Origin of the sequence: Dyadobacter sp. 676, from assembly GCF_040448675.1 — a bacterium.
Taxonomy (GTDB): Bacteria; Bacteroidota; Bacteroidia; order Cytophagales; family Spirosomataceae; genus Dyadobacter.
Window position 1 is genome coordinate 6,873,933 of sequence record NZ_CP159289.1, and the last position, 16,921, is coordinate 6,890,853.

The 16,921-nt window shown below is 46.8% G+C and carries 7 protein-coding genes and 2 pseudogenes; 5 read left to right on the forward strand and 4 right to left on the reverse strand.

The genetic code is table 11. The annotated features are described in order from the left end of the window. Nucleotides 1-227 precede the first annotated feature (227 nt). From ABV298_RS30120 to ABV298_RS30135, 4 genes and pseudogenes are all read right to left on the reverse strand, one after another. On the reverse strand, nt 228-521 hold the full coding sequence (locus ABV298_RS30120; protein WP_353719823.1) for a helix-turn-helix transcriptional regulator: 294 nt from the start codon (nt 519-521) through the stop codon (nt 228-230). Nucleotides 522-772: 251 nt separating this feature from the next. Further along, nucleotides 773-1,237: pseudogene (locus ABV298_RS30125) on the reverse strand (DDE-type integrase/transposase/recombinase); the annotation flags it as partial. 87 nt (nt 1,238-1,324) lie between these two features. Then, nucleotides 1,325-1,639, reverse strand: coding sequence for a transposase (locus ABV298_RS30130; protein ID WP_353719824.1), 315 nt, complete (start codon nt 1,637-1,639; stop codon nt 1,325-1,327). Between the two features lie 13 nt (nt 1,640-1,652). Beyond that, the gene (locus ABV298_RS30135; protein ID WP_353719825.1) at nt 1,653-1,937 is read right to left on the reverse strand and encodes a transposase; all 285 of its coding nucleotides are present in this window, start codon (nt 1,935-1,937) and stop codon (nt 1,653-1,655) included. Between the two features lie 332 nt (nt 1,938-2,269). On the opposite strand from ABV298_RS30135, the pseudogene ABV298_RS30140 reads away from it, so the two are divergent. The 5 genes and pseudogenes from ABV298_RS30140 to ABV298_RS30160 form a co-directional block, all read left to right on the forward strand. Next, nucleotides 2,270-2,575, forward strand: a pseudogene (locus ABV298_RS30140) (DUF6443 domain-containing protein); the annotation flags it as partial. Nucleotides 2,576-2,652: 77 nt separating this feature from the next. Continuing rightward, on the forward strand, nt 2,653-5,466 hold the full coding sequence (locus ABV298_RS30145; RefSeq protein ID WP_353719826.1) for an RHS repeat-associated core domain-containing protein: 2,814 nt from the start codon (nt 2,653-2,655) through the stop codon (nt 5,464-5,466). A gap of 2 nt (nt 5,467-5,468) precedes the next feature. Further along, nucleotides 5,469-5,861 carry a hypothetical protein gene (locus tag ABV298_RS30150; protein WP_353719827.1) on the forward strand — a complete coding sequence of 131 codons (393 nt, stop codon included), beginning with the start codon at nt 5,469-5,471 and terminating at the stop codon, nt 5,859-5,861. Between the two features lie 324 nt (nt 5,862-6,185). Continuing rightward, nucleotides 6,186-8,633 (forward strand): SdrD B-like domain-containing protein, encoded by a 2,448-nt coding sequence (locus tag ABV298_RS30155; protein WP_353719828.1) that lies wholly within the window; start codon nt 6,186-6,188, stop codon nt 8,631-8,633. Between the two features lie 47 nt (nt 8,634-8,680). After that, nucleotides 8,681-16,723, forward strand: a complete 8,043-nt coding sequence (locus ABV298_RS30160; RefSeq protein WP_353719829.1) for an SGNH/GDSL hydrolase family protein — start codon at nt 8,681-8,683, stop codon at nt 16,721-16,723. Nucleotides 16,724-16,921 lie beyond the last annotated feature (198 nt).

Genomic DNA, 16,921 nt, shown 5'->3' on the forward strand with positions numbered 1-16,921 from the left:
AATTGCCCCGCAAAAAGGTCAGCCATGCATGGCCCTCATCCCGAATAGCTGCCGTATTGAGATGGAGGCTATACCCGGAACGATTTCAAACTCAAAATCAGGCAGTCATTTTTTTAACCATTGGCCTGGCGAATTGACCGAAACTTTACGCCGATAAAAATGTAATTCTTAAAAAACTTAAAGATATAATACTATTGAATTTCAGGTTTCGGATTCAATGAATATAGCTAGAACGCATTCACTGTATCTCTATGTACACTAGCCCAAGATTGCACTGTCCATAAGTACAACAATCGACGAAATTCAGTTTTTCCGCTCACCTCTAGTTTGCGAATGATATTCTTTCGGTGTCGTTTAACAGTTTCGAAAGCGATATTTAACGAATCAGCGATTTCCTTACAAGAGTAATCATTGAGGGTCATTAATAGTATCTTACGTTCTTGCGAAGTCAATTGCGCAAGAGCAGGAACGTCGTTAGGTGAGGGTAAATTAAATCTTGGCGTTAAAGAATTGAAAATCATACTCTTAAATATTTAATGTCTGTTAATAAGATGGAGTGGCGCGCTTACATCTATTGGTTTGAATGCTATCAAAAGAATATTGTTTTAACGCTAACGTGTCCTAACGCGTATTATTAAAAATAGTTCTACAAAGCAAATTTATAAATGCGTATATTGAAATTACCCCTAAGGGGCAGTTTAGGTGCAGTTTGGGGGCAAAGTTGAAGTACTCCCTATTTTTAAGACCAGCGGTTGACTGTTTTTAATTAGAATTAAGCAGCATTTAGGTAAAGGTTCATGGGTTTCCTGCGACCGATGCCTTGATATTTTCTGCAATTGTAATGCTGGACAAAGCGGGCAATCCCGTGATAAAGGTCAAGGCTGTTTTTCTCAGGATTCAAATAGACGTACTTCTGTTTTATAGTTCGAAACCACCGCTCGATATGTGCGTTGTCGGTTGCTCTCCCTTTACCATCCATACTGATCCGGATCTTCAAATCACTTAATGTACTAACCCAATGCTCGCAGGTGTACTGTGCACCCTGATCGCTATTGATGATTTCCGGCTTGCCATGCCGAGATATTGTCGCGTGCAACAGCTCTGTCTGTGTTTCTTTTTCCAGACTATTAGATAGCTGCCAGCCGACAATATAACGGCTGTATAGATCCATAATGGCCGTCAGGTACATAAAGCCATGCTTCATGGGAATGTAGCTGATATCCAATGCCAAACCGCCCGGCGGCCCGGTTGGTTGGGGCGGTTGATCTCAAGATTCCTAAGCAAATACGGATGAATGTATTTCGCTTTTCCCAGGCGGCTAAGGTTACGTTTGGCGGGGCGGCCCATGCCGATAAATCGGCTCAATGGTCATTTTCCGTAGCAGACTCCGAATGCGTTTGACATTATAATTCATCCCTTTTTCTGCCAGCTCGTCTTGCATACCAAGCACGCCCAAAGTGGGATCGGACAAGAATATTTTGTCCATTACTTCCATCAGTGCCAAATTCTCTTCCGCGTCGGCCGATTTTTCACCAGCAAGCGGATAATACAACTGACTGCGGTTGACACTAAGAATCTGGGCTTGCCGTCGAATACTCAACGGATGACCATTGTCTATCAATGCCATGCGCTCCTTCATAGACCGGCTTTTTTCAAGCTTTTTTTAAAAAGTCGTTCTCCACCTGCAATTGGCCGATCTGCTTAAAGAGGTTGTCAATGTCAACTGATTCCTCGTCTTTGGACGGCTCATCTCCGAAAGCTTTTTCCGCTCGCTCCAAAAATTCCCGTTTCCAGGCAGATACCTGGGTTGGATGAATCGCCAGGCGACCCTGCTCAAATCTGGTCGCCAATTCGCTCAACGACTTTCGTTCTTTCAAGGCTTCAACAGCCACCATTGCCTTGAATTTTGCTGTGAATTTCCTCCGGTTTTGTTTCATTGTCTCATCGGTTTAATGTCAAGTTACTAAACTTAACGATGGCCTCAATTTCGGCGAGTATTACAAATTACCTTAAAGCAGGAGTTGTAATATGACTAACGATTTAGCTTTTAATAGGCTAATACATTTCCTACCTTCACATTCCCCCGCCTCCCAAGACGGCAAGCTAAGACGTTACTTTGCTTTTGTCACTGCCCCTAAAACACCCCCCAACTTGCCCCTTTCGGGTGATTGAAACCCGACGCGGAGAACCTCAACTTTGTCCTCCAAATAGTGCCTGCCAACGCTTGCACTGAGGACATTTTCCAAATTTTTTCCGCGAAGCCTTGCGTATGAATCATCTTTATCGATGGCTGGCCCTGAGTTGGCTAGCTACTACCTCCTATTTTAGCCTGGCACAGACTCCCACGGCCAATTACATTATCAGCCGCACCTATAAGCAGGCTGGCATTAACGAAAACCTGACTGGCACCAACTTTACTGCCACGGCCAATCAGGCTACCAGCCAGGTCTCCTACTTCGATGGGCTTGGCAAGCCGACCCAACAAGTTGCCGCTTTTGGAGCAGGGTCCAAGGCTGATATTGTCACAATAACCGAGTATGACGCGTTGCAACGACCCGTCAGGACATTTTTACCGACACCAATGGTGGACAACTTCGGGCGGGGGCGGATGTTAAAACCGCAGCTAAGGATTATTACACCAGTTCTACAAAGGTGTCGGCTCCGATTGCAGCTAATGCACAACCGGAAACGTTTTCAACTCAAACTTTTTACGAAAGTGCGCCGCTCAACCGAGTCACCGGAAGTAAAGCGCCGGGGGCTACCGGCAATTCCACGCAGTTCCATGGTGTAAACGTAGCCGACGAAGTCAAATACTACCGCGCCGTTGGCGCGGCTCTTACCGATATTGAATTGAACAGCACATATGCGGCTGGCGAATTGACTTATACGCGTACTGTTGACGAGGCAGGTGGCAGCGTGACCCAGTACCAGGATCGGCTTGGCCGGATCGTTCTTAAGCGGACACTTACCAACAAAATTGTTCAGGGGGTCCTTAAGGATGTTAATCTGGACACATACTATGCCTACGATGAGAAAAGTCAGCTTCGGGCTGTACTCCAACCTGGCTACCAAAGCGAAGCGGATTTGAGTCGGCACGCCTTCCTGTACCGTTACGACGAATACGGACGGGTGGTTGACAAAAAACTGCCTGGTAGCAACGCCGGCAAAATAGATTATGTCGGTACCACGGATTTGCCCAAAAGCAGCACCGATGGCCGTGGACAGAAGTTTTATTATACCTACGACAACCTTAATCGTCAGATCGAGATGGGCCTGTGCAAAAACGGCAACTGCGACACCCCCGAACCGCTGCTGAAGACCTACTACGACAACTATGATTTCACTCCTTTCCGGGCTTATGCTGCCGAGCCTGGCATGACGGGTGTTGCCTTTGCGCAAACCCCTACTGCCAACCGTATCGGTTTGAATACCGGCCAAGCTGCCAGGGTATTGCTACCTAGTGGCGAGTACGGCTCCTGGCTTCAAACAGTGATCTACTACGATGACAAGCAGCGGGTGATTCAGACATTACGCCAGTTGTACGGGTTCAGCAGCAATGCTTATGAGCGTGTGAGCTATCAGCTTGCCTTCGATGGCAAGCCCGAGCAGGAATGGACGACACAGGAAACCGGCAGCGTAACCTACAAGTTGGCCAAGACGTTTACCTACGATCATGGTGACCGGCTGAGCAAAACCGAAGTGATACTTTATGAAGGAGGTGTCCCGAAAAAAACCTACACCCAGTCGGAACAGCTCTACAATGAGGTCGGCCAAGTGGGCACCAAGTCCCTGCACGCAGGAGTGCAAATTCTGGGTTACAAGTACACGCCACGCGGCTGGCTGGGGAATGAGCAAACCAACACCGGGCAGCCATTTGCGTTAGGCCTTAATTACCAGGATAACGGTAACATCAACAGCCTGTCGTGGACAACCAAAAGCAATAGTGGCGGAATGAATTTAAGCTACGACAAGTCCAGCCGACTGACAGGGGCCACGGGTACTGGTAATTTCGCGAACTACGACGAATCGCCCATTAGCTACGACGCTAACGGAAACCTGGAAAGCCTGACTCGCAAGTACAATAACACGCCCATTGACCAATTAAGCTATCTGTATCACGGCAACCAATTACACCGTGTAAACGACTCGCAGGATAATCAGAGCCAGGCCGTTAAAGGATTTATCAACGGGGCCAACGCGGATGACGAGTTTGTCTACGACGGCAATGGAAACCTGGTCCGGGATTTTAACCGGGGTATAGGAAATAGTACTACCGACGGGATCAATTACAACGTATTGAACCTACCCCGCCGCGTGGTGCGCAACACTCGCACGGTGCAGTACACATATGATGCCAATGGAGTAAAACTAAAGAGTGAAGCCCCGGATAATGTCAATACATACTATGCGGGGACGTTCGAGTATCGCGCAGAGAACAGCTTGTTGCGCATTGGTGTAGAAGAAGGGCAGATTGTCAAGGATGGAACAAGCTACCTGTCTCAATACTACCTTCGTGATCATCTGGGAAACGTGCGCTCGGTGCTGGATGAGACCGGCAACGTGATCCAGGAAACAGAGTACTACGCGTTTGGCTTACCCATCCAGCGAACTGGGTCTGATAAAAACAAGTATCTTTACAACGGGAAGGAGAAACAGCCTGAAACGGAATGGCTGGATTATGGTTTTAGAATGTATGATCCTTCGATCGGGCGATGGATGACCGAAGATCCGATGACAGAGAGTCAAGAAAGCTGGTCTACCTACCAATACGTGTACAATAACCCGCTAAGATTTTCCGACTTATTTGGAATGGTGGGAGATACTACAAATGTAGACTCCAATAAGCCGATCAATAAAGATGACATAGTTGTATTCGTTGATGGATCCACAGCCCAGGCGAGTGCAGGTGATGCTACTGTAAAAGGGACAAAAAATAGCGACGCAGAGAATTTATTTTACGACATATGGCACGGCAAAGGGGAAAGAGGTACCATTGGAAATATTATTGACTTTTCCGAGAAACACTATTCTATTCTAACAGACATAGTAGATTCCTACGACAAACCTTTTGGATCTGGGTCAAAAGTAGTAGTTTCGCAATTTGCCTATAACCTCACTAAGACGAAAAGGCTAGTACACCCTTTGAATGGAAGGTTACTTAAAGCAGGTCAAGTAGCTAAATTACTAAAAAGTTCGGGCAAAATATCAAAATTTCTCGGACCTGCTGGCAACGTGTTAGGAATAGGCAAAATAGGGTATGACTTGATGAATAATACTTGGGACGCCTCTACCGTAATTGATGTTGCCATAATAGCTGGAATTGCCACCGCAGGAGCGCTGGCGTCACCAGCAGTGGTCGCAGGATTAGCAACAGGTGCCGCGGTATATGGGGTGCTGGATTATACCTTCGACATAAACGATAAAATTGATAGTTCTTTTGGGCGCAACGCAGATAGGTGGAAATAACAATGAAAATATTCGAAATATTTATTTGCACTGGAATGATTGGAGACAAATCTTCACCAGAATTAAGGGCGGTCAATGCAGCAAAATGGACTTTCTCTTACGTTCTCTCATTGATTTATTTTGTCATTCTAAAATTGCTTTGGATTTCTTTTGGGATAAAGATCGGAGAGATTATGTATTACTTACTACTATTCTCAACTGTCTTTATTTCGTGGAGCTTACTTAATAGCTATTATTACAATAAAGTCAACAAAGCAAAAAAAATAGTTGAGAGCAACTATTCAAAAGGTTCGATAAAGCTTTGGGGATACATCGGAGGATTTATTGTTTTTATTGCACCACTATGCTTGCTTATTATAGGCATTCCATTAGTCAGCAACTACAAAAACTGGTAAAATAAGTAGATAAAAACAATCTGCATTGCATGAGGCTCTTCTAATCCTCATGCAATGCAGATTGTTTTATATCACCCCTACCTATTCCATTTTCTTCTTTATTGATAAACGGCAGCATCGCTTTTAACTTAACGGCCACTCTGCCACAGGTAGTCCTTCGCCAATTGAATCCCCAAAAAAGGCGATCCCCCCAAAATACACCCAAACTAACCCCAAGGGAGCATTTTATCCCACGTCCTAATGCACCAATTTTGTTGGAGTAGAATCCCTTTTTCCAACAAACTGCTTTTCAATAATCTTTCTCTAAGCATTTCTGTGTTTTTTATGAAACAGCTGTATTTATTAATCCTGGTTAACCTATGTCTTGCTACTCAGAATCCTCTGTTTAGCCAAGTTTCAGGCTATGTCCATCGGTATTCATCTTCCCCACTTTCAAATGACAGGCCCAGAGGAGGTTTTATGAAAGTGGGCGTCAGGGCGTATGATGCCCAAGGTAAATTTCTTACTTCCGCAACTTCCGATGCAATGGGGTATTACCAGCTAGACGTGCCTGCCGGTCAGCGCGTTCGGCTTGAATTCGACCAACTACCGCAAGGTTTTGGCCCTGCACCCGGTCAAAGCCGCACAAAGTTCCTTACGAGCCCTGCTTCGATCAATTTGGCCTTATGGCAACCGGGTCAATTTGTTGGTAGCCACCCCCGGGCCGTCCAGTCGCTCTATACGACGAGCAATTCAAAAAAGGCGGGAGAACCGCAGGCCGCTTTGGTAAGTTACCAGGCCGGCGATTCGACTACCGGGGAAGCAATGACACTGGCAAATTCCGCTCAGGTAGGTTCTTTATGGGGCATCGCCTACGATCGCAGCAGCAGGCGGCTGTTCGCCACCGCGTTTGCAAAGCGCCATAGCCCGATAGGTCCCCTGGGGCTTGGAGGCATCTACGTTGTTAATCCTGAAAAACAGGATGTAAAGCCATTTGTTGATTTATCAGCATTAGGTATTCCAACGGCACCGGCTAATTACCTGCGCGAAGTAGCCAGCGAAGAAAGCGCGTTCAGTCACGACTCCCTGATGTTTTCGTTCGTCGGTAAAACCGGCTTGGGCGGGATAGATGTTTCCGACGATGGTCGAGAGCTTTGGGTGACTAATTTATTCGATCGCAAGCTCTATAAAATTGCCCTTTCTTCTGCGGAACGATCACCTGCGGCGACCGACATTACGGGTTACTCCATTCCCTCAGTGGGCCGTAACGGAGTAACAAGGCCTTTTGCCGTGAAATTTTATGGGGGCAAAGTCTACGTAGGAGTTGTCAGCGATGCGACGGGTGAAAAAGCGACGGACGCTGACCTGACTGCAACCGTATTGGCTTTTGATCCTGCTCGCCAGAAATTTGAGACGGTGTTCAGTATGGCCCTTAACTACACCAGAGGCACGCTCGACTATGGTGTCTCCGGATGGCGCCCGTGGACTGATGATTATCAAAAAGCTGTTTTGGCAAACAACAACGGGTGGATGATTTATCCTCAACCAATTCTTGCCGACATTGAATTTGACACTGATGGATCTATGATTATAGGCCTGATGGATCGGTTAGGCCATCAGACGGGTGAGGGACAACTCTACCGGCCCAAAGGCATCCGCCAACTTCAACAAGTTCGTGGTCTGGCCGGCGGCGATGTGCTCCGTATTGCCTACCGTGGTAACGAGCGGGCAGCGAAGCGATATGAATTAGAGCATAATGGTCAGGCTGGCGACCGGATATCCGCCGGCCAGGGCAATGGAGAAGGCCCCCAAGGCGGTGAATTTTACTTCGACGACGCCTTCAAAGCCAGCGGGATAACCTGGCACCAGGAAACTGCGGCGGGTGGATTAGCACTGCTCCCAGACCAGGACCTGCTGCTGGTAGCGGCCAGGGAACCTGAGCAGGAAGGGTATTTGGGCGGAGGCGTCAAATGGTTCGATAACAGTACTGGCGCGGCCGTAAAAGGCCTATCGCTGCTATCTAAAAATCAAATTAATCCGTTTGGTAAAGCTAATAATGTAGGGGATATAGAATTGATCACCGAAGTACCTCCTACCGAGATAGGTGACCGCATCTGGCAGGATTGTGATGAAGATGGCATTCAGGACGCGGAGGAAACCGCTTTGGCTGATATAAATGTAGGGTTGTATCAAGGCGATACTTTGCTGGCCGCTGTCAGGACTGATAGCCTCGGGCATTACGCCTTTAATGATACGTTGGTGTCAGGCGGTATTAAAGCCAGAACGGCATACGAGCTTCGGGTCGCTGTCAAGCAGCCTGGATACGCCCAACTAGAACCAACGGCTAGCCTGCAAGGTGGCAATCGAGAGATCGACAGTGACGCCATGTTAATTAACAACTATGCCGTTATCAAATTCACTACAAATGCTCCTGGCCAGAATATCCATGATTTAGACTTTGGGTTTCGCTGCTTGGATAAACCTCAGACAGCCGCCAGATTAAATGCCGAAGAACAGGCTGACACGCTGGATTCCGAGGATCGTGGGCTGGTTGTGTCACCAAATCCTGCATCGGATTACGTAGTCATTCGTTACCGCAGTAAAAACAATCAGGGAAGCATTCAACTCCTGATAACGGACATTAACGGACGCCCTTTAATGGCACAGCGCGTCGAATTGAATGAAGGGCGCTACCAAACAAGATTTAACCTCACACATCAACCGCCTGGCAGTTACATCATCGCGATTCAGGACGGCAGCATGAAAGTCTCCGAAACAATTATCAAGCAGTAAACCAATCCCAATTCTTATTTAATCCTCACGTCTTTTATTTATCTATTATGAAAGCCTTCATTGTGCCTTCTAGGGATTCCTATGTTTTTTCGAAAACCAGGATAAGGCAATTTATTATTTATCTGAATATTTTCCTCCTGCTTTGGGTGGGGTCCGGCAGCATTTCATTGGCGCAATTTCAAAAGCCAGACATAGGAATGCCTACTCCGAATGCAGCCAGTATCGGCTTATATGGAGAGGTCCCGGTTTCACTTTATACAGGTACACCCAACATAGACATTCCTATTTACACGATTGATGAAGGAAAAATTAAAGTTCCTATCAGTCTGAGTTACCATGCATCAGGAGTAAGAGTTAATCAGCATCCTGGATGGGTTGGATTAAACTGGAATTTAAATGCCGGAGGCGCTATAACCAGGGTTGTAAAAGGATTCCACGACGAAACTGCTTATACTGCCTGGTTAAGTTCTCCTGAAAATTCATATAGGCATTTAGGATACTACTACAAATCGTCATATTTGAATAGCTCAAACTGGGATACTAAGGAATTCATGAAGACGCTTTTCGAGCAAAAAATGTCGACTGCACCACCAGGACAGTTTAGTAAGCTATACGCAGATCTACAACCAGATGAATTCAACTTTAACTTTCTAGGATATAGCGGGAAGTTTTACAGAGACTATGATGGTAGCTGGGTAGTTGGTAGTGAGACGTCCATGAAAGTACAATTGCTGGCAAACGAATTTACCAAACCAGGTACTGAATTAAAGTATGGTGAAGATGAGGTGACTAGCAATTACTTCTTTTATAGCTACAATGGTTTTATTATAACCACGCCTGATGGAACTAAATACGAGTTTGGAGGAAATACCAGTGCGATAGAATTCAGTTTGCCGTTTTTTGTTGATGATAGTAAAGATCTTTCTTCAAGCTCATCCCCGGGAGCAGGCTGGATGGCAGATACCTGGTATCTAAAAAAGATAACAACAACGGAAGGAAAAATAGTCGAATTTAACTATGAAATAGCTCCCTTGAAGGAAGGTAAATTTATTGCTTCATTTTACCGTTCACTTGCAAACAAAACTACTTCCGGATCGGGCAGGATCAGAGGCTTCTTGGGTGCAGGTGTATCTTACCAATGTGCATCTTACAATACGGCATATCTGGACTCAACAAATCACTACAACGGAACCTTGCAAAGACCCACGTATCTAAAAGAGATCAAGTTTCAAAAGGGAAAGATTATTTTTGATACTGAAACAACAAATGAGTTACCTTACAAACCTCATGTTTTTAGCGCCAAATACTGGACACTTCGAAATAACCAAGCCGAACCTCTTACCGGACCCTTGCCAGTTGCTTATAAATATTATCTTACAGGTGGCGATCTTACAGAAATGCAAAATAAGTTTTTTTGTTTCAATTGTGAGTTTTATTCAGTCAGAGCTGAGTTGGCCAACAACATTGTAGGAAATTTGAAATGGCGAAAGCTTAAAGCAATTACCATCCAGGCAAATGACGCCATTGCTACTAATAAATTCTCATTCGACTACGTAGACAATCCGAACTCGCGACTTTATTTAACGGCCATTAACAAAATTTCAACTATTGACGCGAACTGCAAGGAACTTTATAAGTTTTTCTACCACCACGACACGAATAATCCATTACCGGATTATCTTGATAAAGCTGACCAAACAGATCATTGGGGCTTTTTTAATAAAAATACATATAATTTAAATTCGTTTCCGACCAACTACGAAAACCACAAAAACGCCTCTAATCAGCTGACGGTTTTACAAGAGGGAACGCTGTCAAAAATAGAATTTCCTACCGGCGGCACAAGTGAATTTGAGTATGAACCTCATGATGCCTATAAGTACCAGAAGTTCAATTTAGATGGAAGTGTTACCTTGGATAATTCGACTTCAAGTGTGGGAGGAATTCGGATAAAAAAAATCAAAATCAATGATGGCACCCAGGTAAAAGCTAAGGAGTATGAATATAAATTTGTTGACGGCACGGAAAAATCCAGTGGTATTCTCAACGGAAAACCTCAATATATTTATGACGTAACACTAAAAGTTGATGAGATGACTGGCGCGACCGGTACATATAGTGCTCATTATGTGTCGTCACAAAATACATTGCCTCTATCAGCCAATTCATCTGGCTCTCACATTGGGTACCGGCAGGTAAAAGAAAAGTTCGGGGATGGCAGCTATAAGGTTCATCAATTTACGAACTATGAATCCAGTGATGGATTGCATTTGGATGAAGCAATTACCAATAATCAAAGAATTGGAGATGGAGCCAGCTTGTACGAGGAAAAAAATAGTCTTGCTCTGGAAAGAGGAAAACTTCTAAGTGAAAGTTACTATTCAAAAGACAACCTTTTGGTTAGCAAAAGAAGTTTTACTTATCAACGATACAATTCTCGTTTTGCAAGAGGGCTCTCAGCAAATTTATTCGCCATATGCGGAGATGAAAGGATTAAAGTAGTTCAGGCGTATGCATACAAAAATTATGCCTTTCAATACTTTCCTCAAAAGGTAGAAAATTACACCTACGATCAGGCTGACACCGCTAAATTCACTTTGGATTTAGTTACTTATAGGTACAATGGTTTGGGACTACAAAGTGAAGCCAGTAATACCAGAAGCGGAAAAACTATCAGAACGCTCAATAAATACGTATATGACTATGAAACCACCACCGGTTCTGATGAAGCGTCTCAGAGTATTTTAAGCATGAAAAACCTGGGCATGGACGGAGTGCTGGTAGAACAGCAAGTCTGGAACGATGAAAATGGCACAGATGCAATGGCTAGTGGAAACGTTAACCTTTTTAGGAGATACAACGCTGCTTCGGGTTATAACAATGTGCAAGTTGAAAGAGTTTACAGCTTCGCTAACCCGGTGCCTCAGACAGTTGTACCTTTATCGCTCATCAGTTCAGGGTTATTTAAATACAATTCCGGGTACACAAATCTAGTGGGTGATTTTGGATCCGATAATGCAAATGGATACACTCCGAACGGTGAACCAAAGCGCTTTAAAGGTCGGGACGGTGTCTGGAATTATTTTAGCTGGTATGATGGGAATAAGATTGGTCTTCTTCAGTCCAAGACAATTGGTAACCAAACCACAACTTACGACTACAAGCCTTTGGTGGGGATTATCTCCATTAAAGATCCTGCCAGCTTTAACACGTTCTACGCATACGACGGCTTTAATCGATTAATTACAGTAAAGGATCATTGGAACAACTTACTTCAATCAAACTCTTATAACCTAATTAATAGTTCGGGATGTAGTACACCCAAGTTAGTCTCTGAACCGATAGTTACTCCATCACTCTCATCGGGCAAATATAGCCGGGTAGTCATTATAGGAAACAGCATTACCAAGCTAGTAGCTCAGACTGGTTCTGATGGATGGCAATCGCCTGCGCTTAGTGCAGCCGGGGGCTGGGGAAGAGCATCATCCACACAAGCAAAAGACTTTGCGCATATCCTTGAAGCCCGTTTCAAACAACTCGATCCTAACGCGCAGGTACTGCCGCTATGGGAGGCACCTTTTGAACGGGATTATATCAGCAGCCCTGCGGGTTGGGTTACTTACGATTTTACGGCCCTTCAAAACCGTATTAAGAATAGCTTTGGCTCGTCATCCTGGAAGCCTGACCTTGTCATTATCCGATTGGGAGAAAATGTTCTTGATACCGAGGTCGAGCTTAACAATTTCAAAGGAGCATATAACACGTTGATCGACAAAGTACTGGCAGTAAGTGCACCCGGCGCAAAAGTAATCCTGACCAATTCAATGTGGCCGGACCAACCACTCGCTGATGCCAAAATTCAGCAAGTGGCGACTGAGCGTGGATTGCCCTTCGTAAGTCTGAGCGATATGATATCGAATCCTGTTTATCTGGCAGGAAACGACCCGGTATCCATGGCTGCGTTCCCTAACAACACGGGTGACCGGCATCCGGGCGACGCCGGGATGTTGGAGATCGCGGACCGCATCTGGAGTAAAGTTAAAAATGTCGATTTGCCATCGAACATCGGGGGTAATATCACCAAAGTCAGAATATATCCCCGTTCCGAAACTTGCTGTATCGCACGTATTGTCGGTAGTGTTATTCAAGGATCAAATGATATGTCCAGTCCCAATGGCTGGACTACCCTGGCCACTATAACTGAAACACCGGTTGCAGGATGGAATGAATACACTATCCGGACAACTACTGCCTGGCGATATGTGCGGTTCCTGGCAGGGGCCAATTGCTATGGAGACATAAAGGAATTGGAGTTTTACAATGGAAATGTAAAACTAAACGGATCAAGGTTTGGGTCTTCAACCGCTTACAACAACGATCCCGCCACTTACGGCTATAATGTGGTTTTTGATGGACAATTGACAAACGTTTGGAGTGGCACAGTTCCCGGCCCACAAAACTATGCAGGGCTAGATTTGGCGGGCTGCTCTTCCGTGACGGGCAGTATGATCTCCCCAGCCACTGTGGTGGGCACCCGTAGTACGACTAATCCAAGCCGGGTGATGATCCCCATCAGCGTCCGCACTTGTGCCCCGGCAGGTACCACCATCACCGGCGTAGAGATTTGGGCGAAGACGACTTCCGGCAACTGGGATACCCGAATGGGATATGCGATAGCCGATGCCAGTGAAGCAGGTGTTTACAAGCTGTCCGCTGAGGAAGCAACCACCGCAGGTGCCCTCGGGAAGTGGGTGTCACCTCCACCTCTTGATCCGGGAACTTACCGCTTTTATGCCAGGGTATATGTCGGAACAACTTTCTACAAAAGTGACTCGCTTAACATCACCCTGAATGCCCCTCCTTCCACGGGCAATATCACCAAGGTACGATTGCACACCCGTCCCGAAACGTGCTGTACCGGTCGCATTATAGGTAGTGTTATCCAGGGATCGAATGATATTTCCAATGCCAATGGCTGGACGACACTGACCACGATCAGTGGAACACCTGTTGTGGGCTGGAACGAATATCCTATTCAGACAACTACTACCTGGCGGTATGTACGGTTTTTAGCAGATTCGGATTGCTATGGGGATTTACAAGAACTGGAATTTTATAATGGAAATGTAAAACTGACCGGGTCAAGCTTTGGATCATCAACTGCTTATACCAATGATCCAGCCAAGTGGGGCTATGCGGTAGTTTTTGATGGTCAGGTGGGACAAACGGCAAACGTTTGGAGTGGCACAGCTCCCGGCCCACAAAACCATGCAGGGCTAGATTTGGCGGGCTGCTCTTCCGTGACGGGCAGTATGATCTCCCCAGCCACTGTGGTGGGCACCCGTAGTACGACTAATCCAAGCCGGGTGATGATCCCCATCAGCGTCCGCACTTGTGCCCCGGCAGGTACCACCATCACCGGCGTAGAGATTTGGGCGAAGACGACTTCCGGCAACTGGGATACCCGAATGGGATATGCGATAGCCGATGCCAGTGAAGCAGGTGTTTACAAGCTGTCCGCTGAGGAAGCAACCACCGCAGGTGCCCTCGGGAAGTGGGTGTCACCTCCACCTCTTGATCCGGGAACTTACCGCTTTTATGCCAGGGTATATGTCGGAACAACTTTCTACAAAAGTGACTCGCTTAACATCACCCTGAATGCCCCTCCTTCCACGGGCAATATCACCAAGGTACGATTGCACACCCGTCCCGAAACGTGCTGTACCGGTCGCATTATAGGTAGTGTTATCCAGGGATCGAATGATATTTCCAATGCCAATGGCTGGACGACACTGACCACGATCAGTGGAACACCTGTTGTGGGCTGGAACGAATATCCTATTCAGACAACTACTACCTGGCGGTATGTACGGTTTTTAGCAGATTCGGATTGCTATGGGGATTTACAAGAACTGGAATTTTATAATGGAAATGTAAAACTGACCGGGTCAAGCTTTGGATCATCAACTGCTTATACCAATGATCCAGCCAAGTGGGGCTATGCGGTAGTTTTTGATGGTCAGGTGGGACAAACGGCAAACGTTTGGAGTGGCACAGCTCCCGGCCCACAAAACCATGCAGGGCTAGATTTGGCGGGCTGCTCTTCCGTGACGGGCAGTATGATCTCCCCAGCCACTGTGGTGGGCACCCGTAGTACGACTAATCCAAGCCGGGTGATGATCCCCATCAGCGTCCGCACTTGTGCCCCGGCAGGTACCACCATCACCGGCGTAGAGATTTGGGCGAAGACGACTTCCGGCAACTGGGATACCCGAATGGGATATGCGATAGCCGATGCCAGTGAAGCAGGTGTTTACAAGCTGTCCGCTGAGGAAGCAACCACCGCAGGTGCCCTCGGGAAGTGGGTGTCACCTCCACCTCTTGATCCGGGAACTTACCGCTTTTATGCCAGGGTATATGTCGGAACAACTTTCTACAAAAGTGACTCGCTTAACATCACCCTGAATGCCCCTCCTTCCACGGGCAATATCACCAAGGTACGATTGCACACCCGTCCCGAAACGTGCTGTACCGGTCGCATTATAGGTAGTGTTATCCAGGGATCGAATGATATTTCCAATGCCAATGGCTGGACGACACTGACCACGATCAGTGGAACACCTGTTGTGGGCTGGAACGAATATCCTATTCAGACAACTACTACCTGGCGGTATGTACGGTTTTTAGCAGATTCGGATTGCTATGGGGATTTACAAGAACTGGAATTTTATAATGGAAATGTAAAACTGACCGGGTCAAGCTTTGGATCATCAACTGCTTATACCAATGACCCAGCCAAGTGGGGCTATGCGGTAGTTTTTGATGGTCAGGTGGGACAAACGGCAAACGTTTGGAGTGGCACAGCTCCCGGCCCACAAAACTATGCAGGGCTAGATTTGGCGGGCTGCTCTTCCGTGACGGGCAGTATGATCTCCCCAGCCACTGTGGTGGGCACCCGTAGTACGACTAATCCAAGCCGGGTGATGATCCCCATCAGCGTCCGCACTTGTGCCCCGGCAGGTACCACCATCACCGGCGTAGAGATTTGGGCGAAGACGACTTCCGGCAACTGGGATACCCGAATGGGATATGCGATAGCCGATGCCAGTGAAGCAGGTGTTTACAAGCTGTCCGCTGAGGAAGCAACCACCGCAGGTGCCCTCGGGAAGTGGGTGTCACCTCCACCTCTTGATCCGGGAACTTACCGCTTTTATGCCAGGGTATATGTCGGAACAACTTTCTACAAAAGTGACTCGCTTAACATCACCCTGAATGCCCCTCCTTCCACGGGCAATATCACCAAGGTACGATTGCACACCCGTCCCGAAACGTGCTGTACCGGTCGCATTATAGGTAGTGTTATCCAGGGATCGAATGATATTTCCAATGCCAATGGCTGGACGACACTGACCACGATCAGTGGAACACCTGTTGTGGGCTGGAACGAATATCCTATTCAGACAACTACTACCTGGCGGTATGTACGGTTTTTAGCAGATTCGGATTGCTATGGGGATTTACAAGAACTGGAATTTTATAATGGAAATGTAAAACTGACCGGGTCAAGCTTTGGATCATCAACTGCTTATACCAATGATCCAGCCAAGTGGGGCTATGCGGTAGTTTTTGATGGTCAGGTGGGACAAACGGCAAACGTTTGGAGTGGCACAGCTCCCGGCCCACAAAACCATGCAGGGCTAGATTTGGCGGGCTGCTCTTCCGTGACGGGCAGTATGATCTCCCCAGCCACTGTGGTGGGCACCCGTAGTACGACTAATCCAAGCCGGGTGATGATCCCCATCAGCGTCCGCACTTGTGCCCCGGCAGGTACCACCATCACCGGCGTAGAGATTCGGGCGAAGACGACTTCCGGTGACTGGGATAACCTGATGGGGTATGCGATAGCCGATGCCAGTGAAGCAGGTGTTTACAAGCTGTCCGCTGAGGAAGCAACCACTCCGGGGGCCCTCGGGAAGTGGGTGTCACCTCCCCCTCTTGACCCGGGAACTTACCGCTTTTATGCCAGGGTATATGTCGGAACAACGTTCTACGAAACCGGTCCCATTGTCGTCACAATGAATGCCCCTTAGGAAATTATTTATAAAAGCTGGAAGTGAAAATGGTTTTTCACTTCCAGCTTTTATAAATATCGAATTCAGCGTGATATCCAATTCAACTTGGCTAACCTCGAATCAATTCCCAGCCATTTGCCCGCAGATACCCCCAAGGAAATCCCCGATGCATATCGAATATGATCTCTTTTTGACATGCTTGCACCTTTCGAGCAA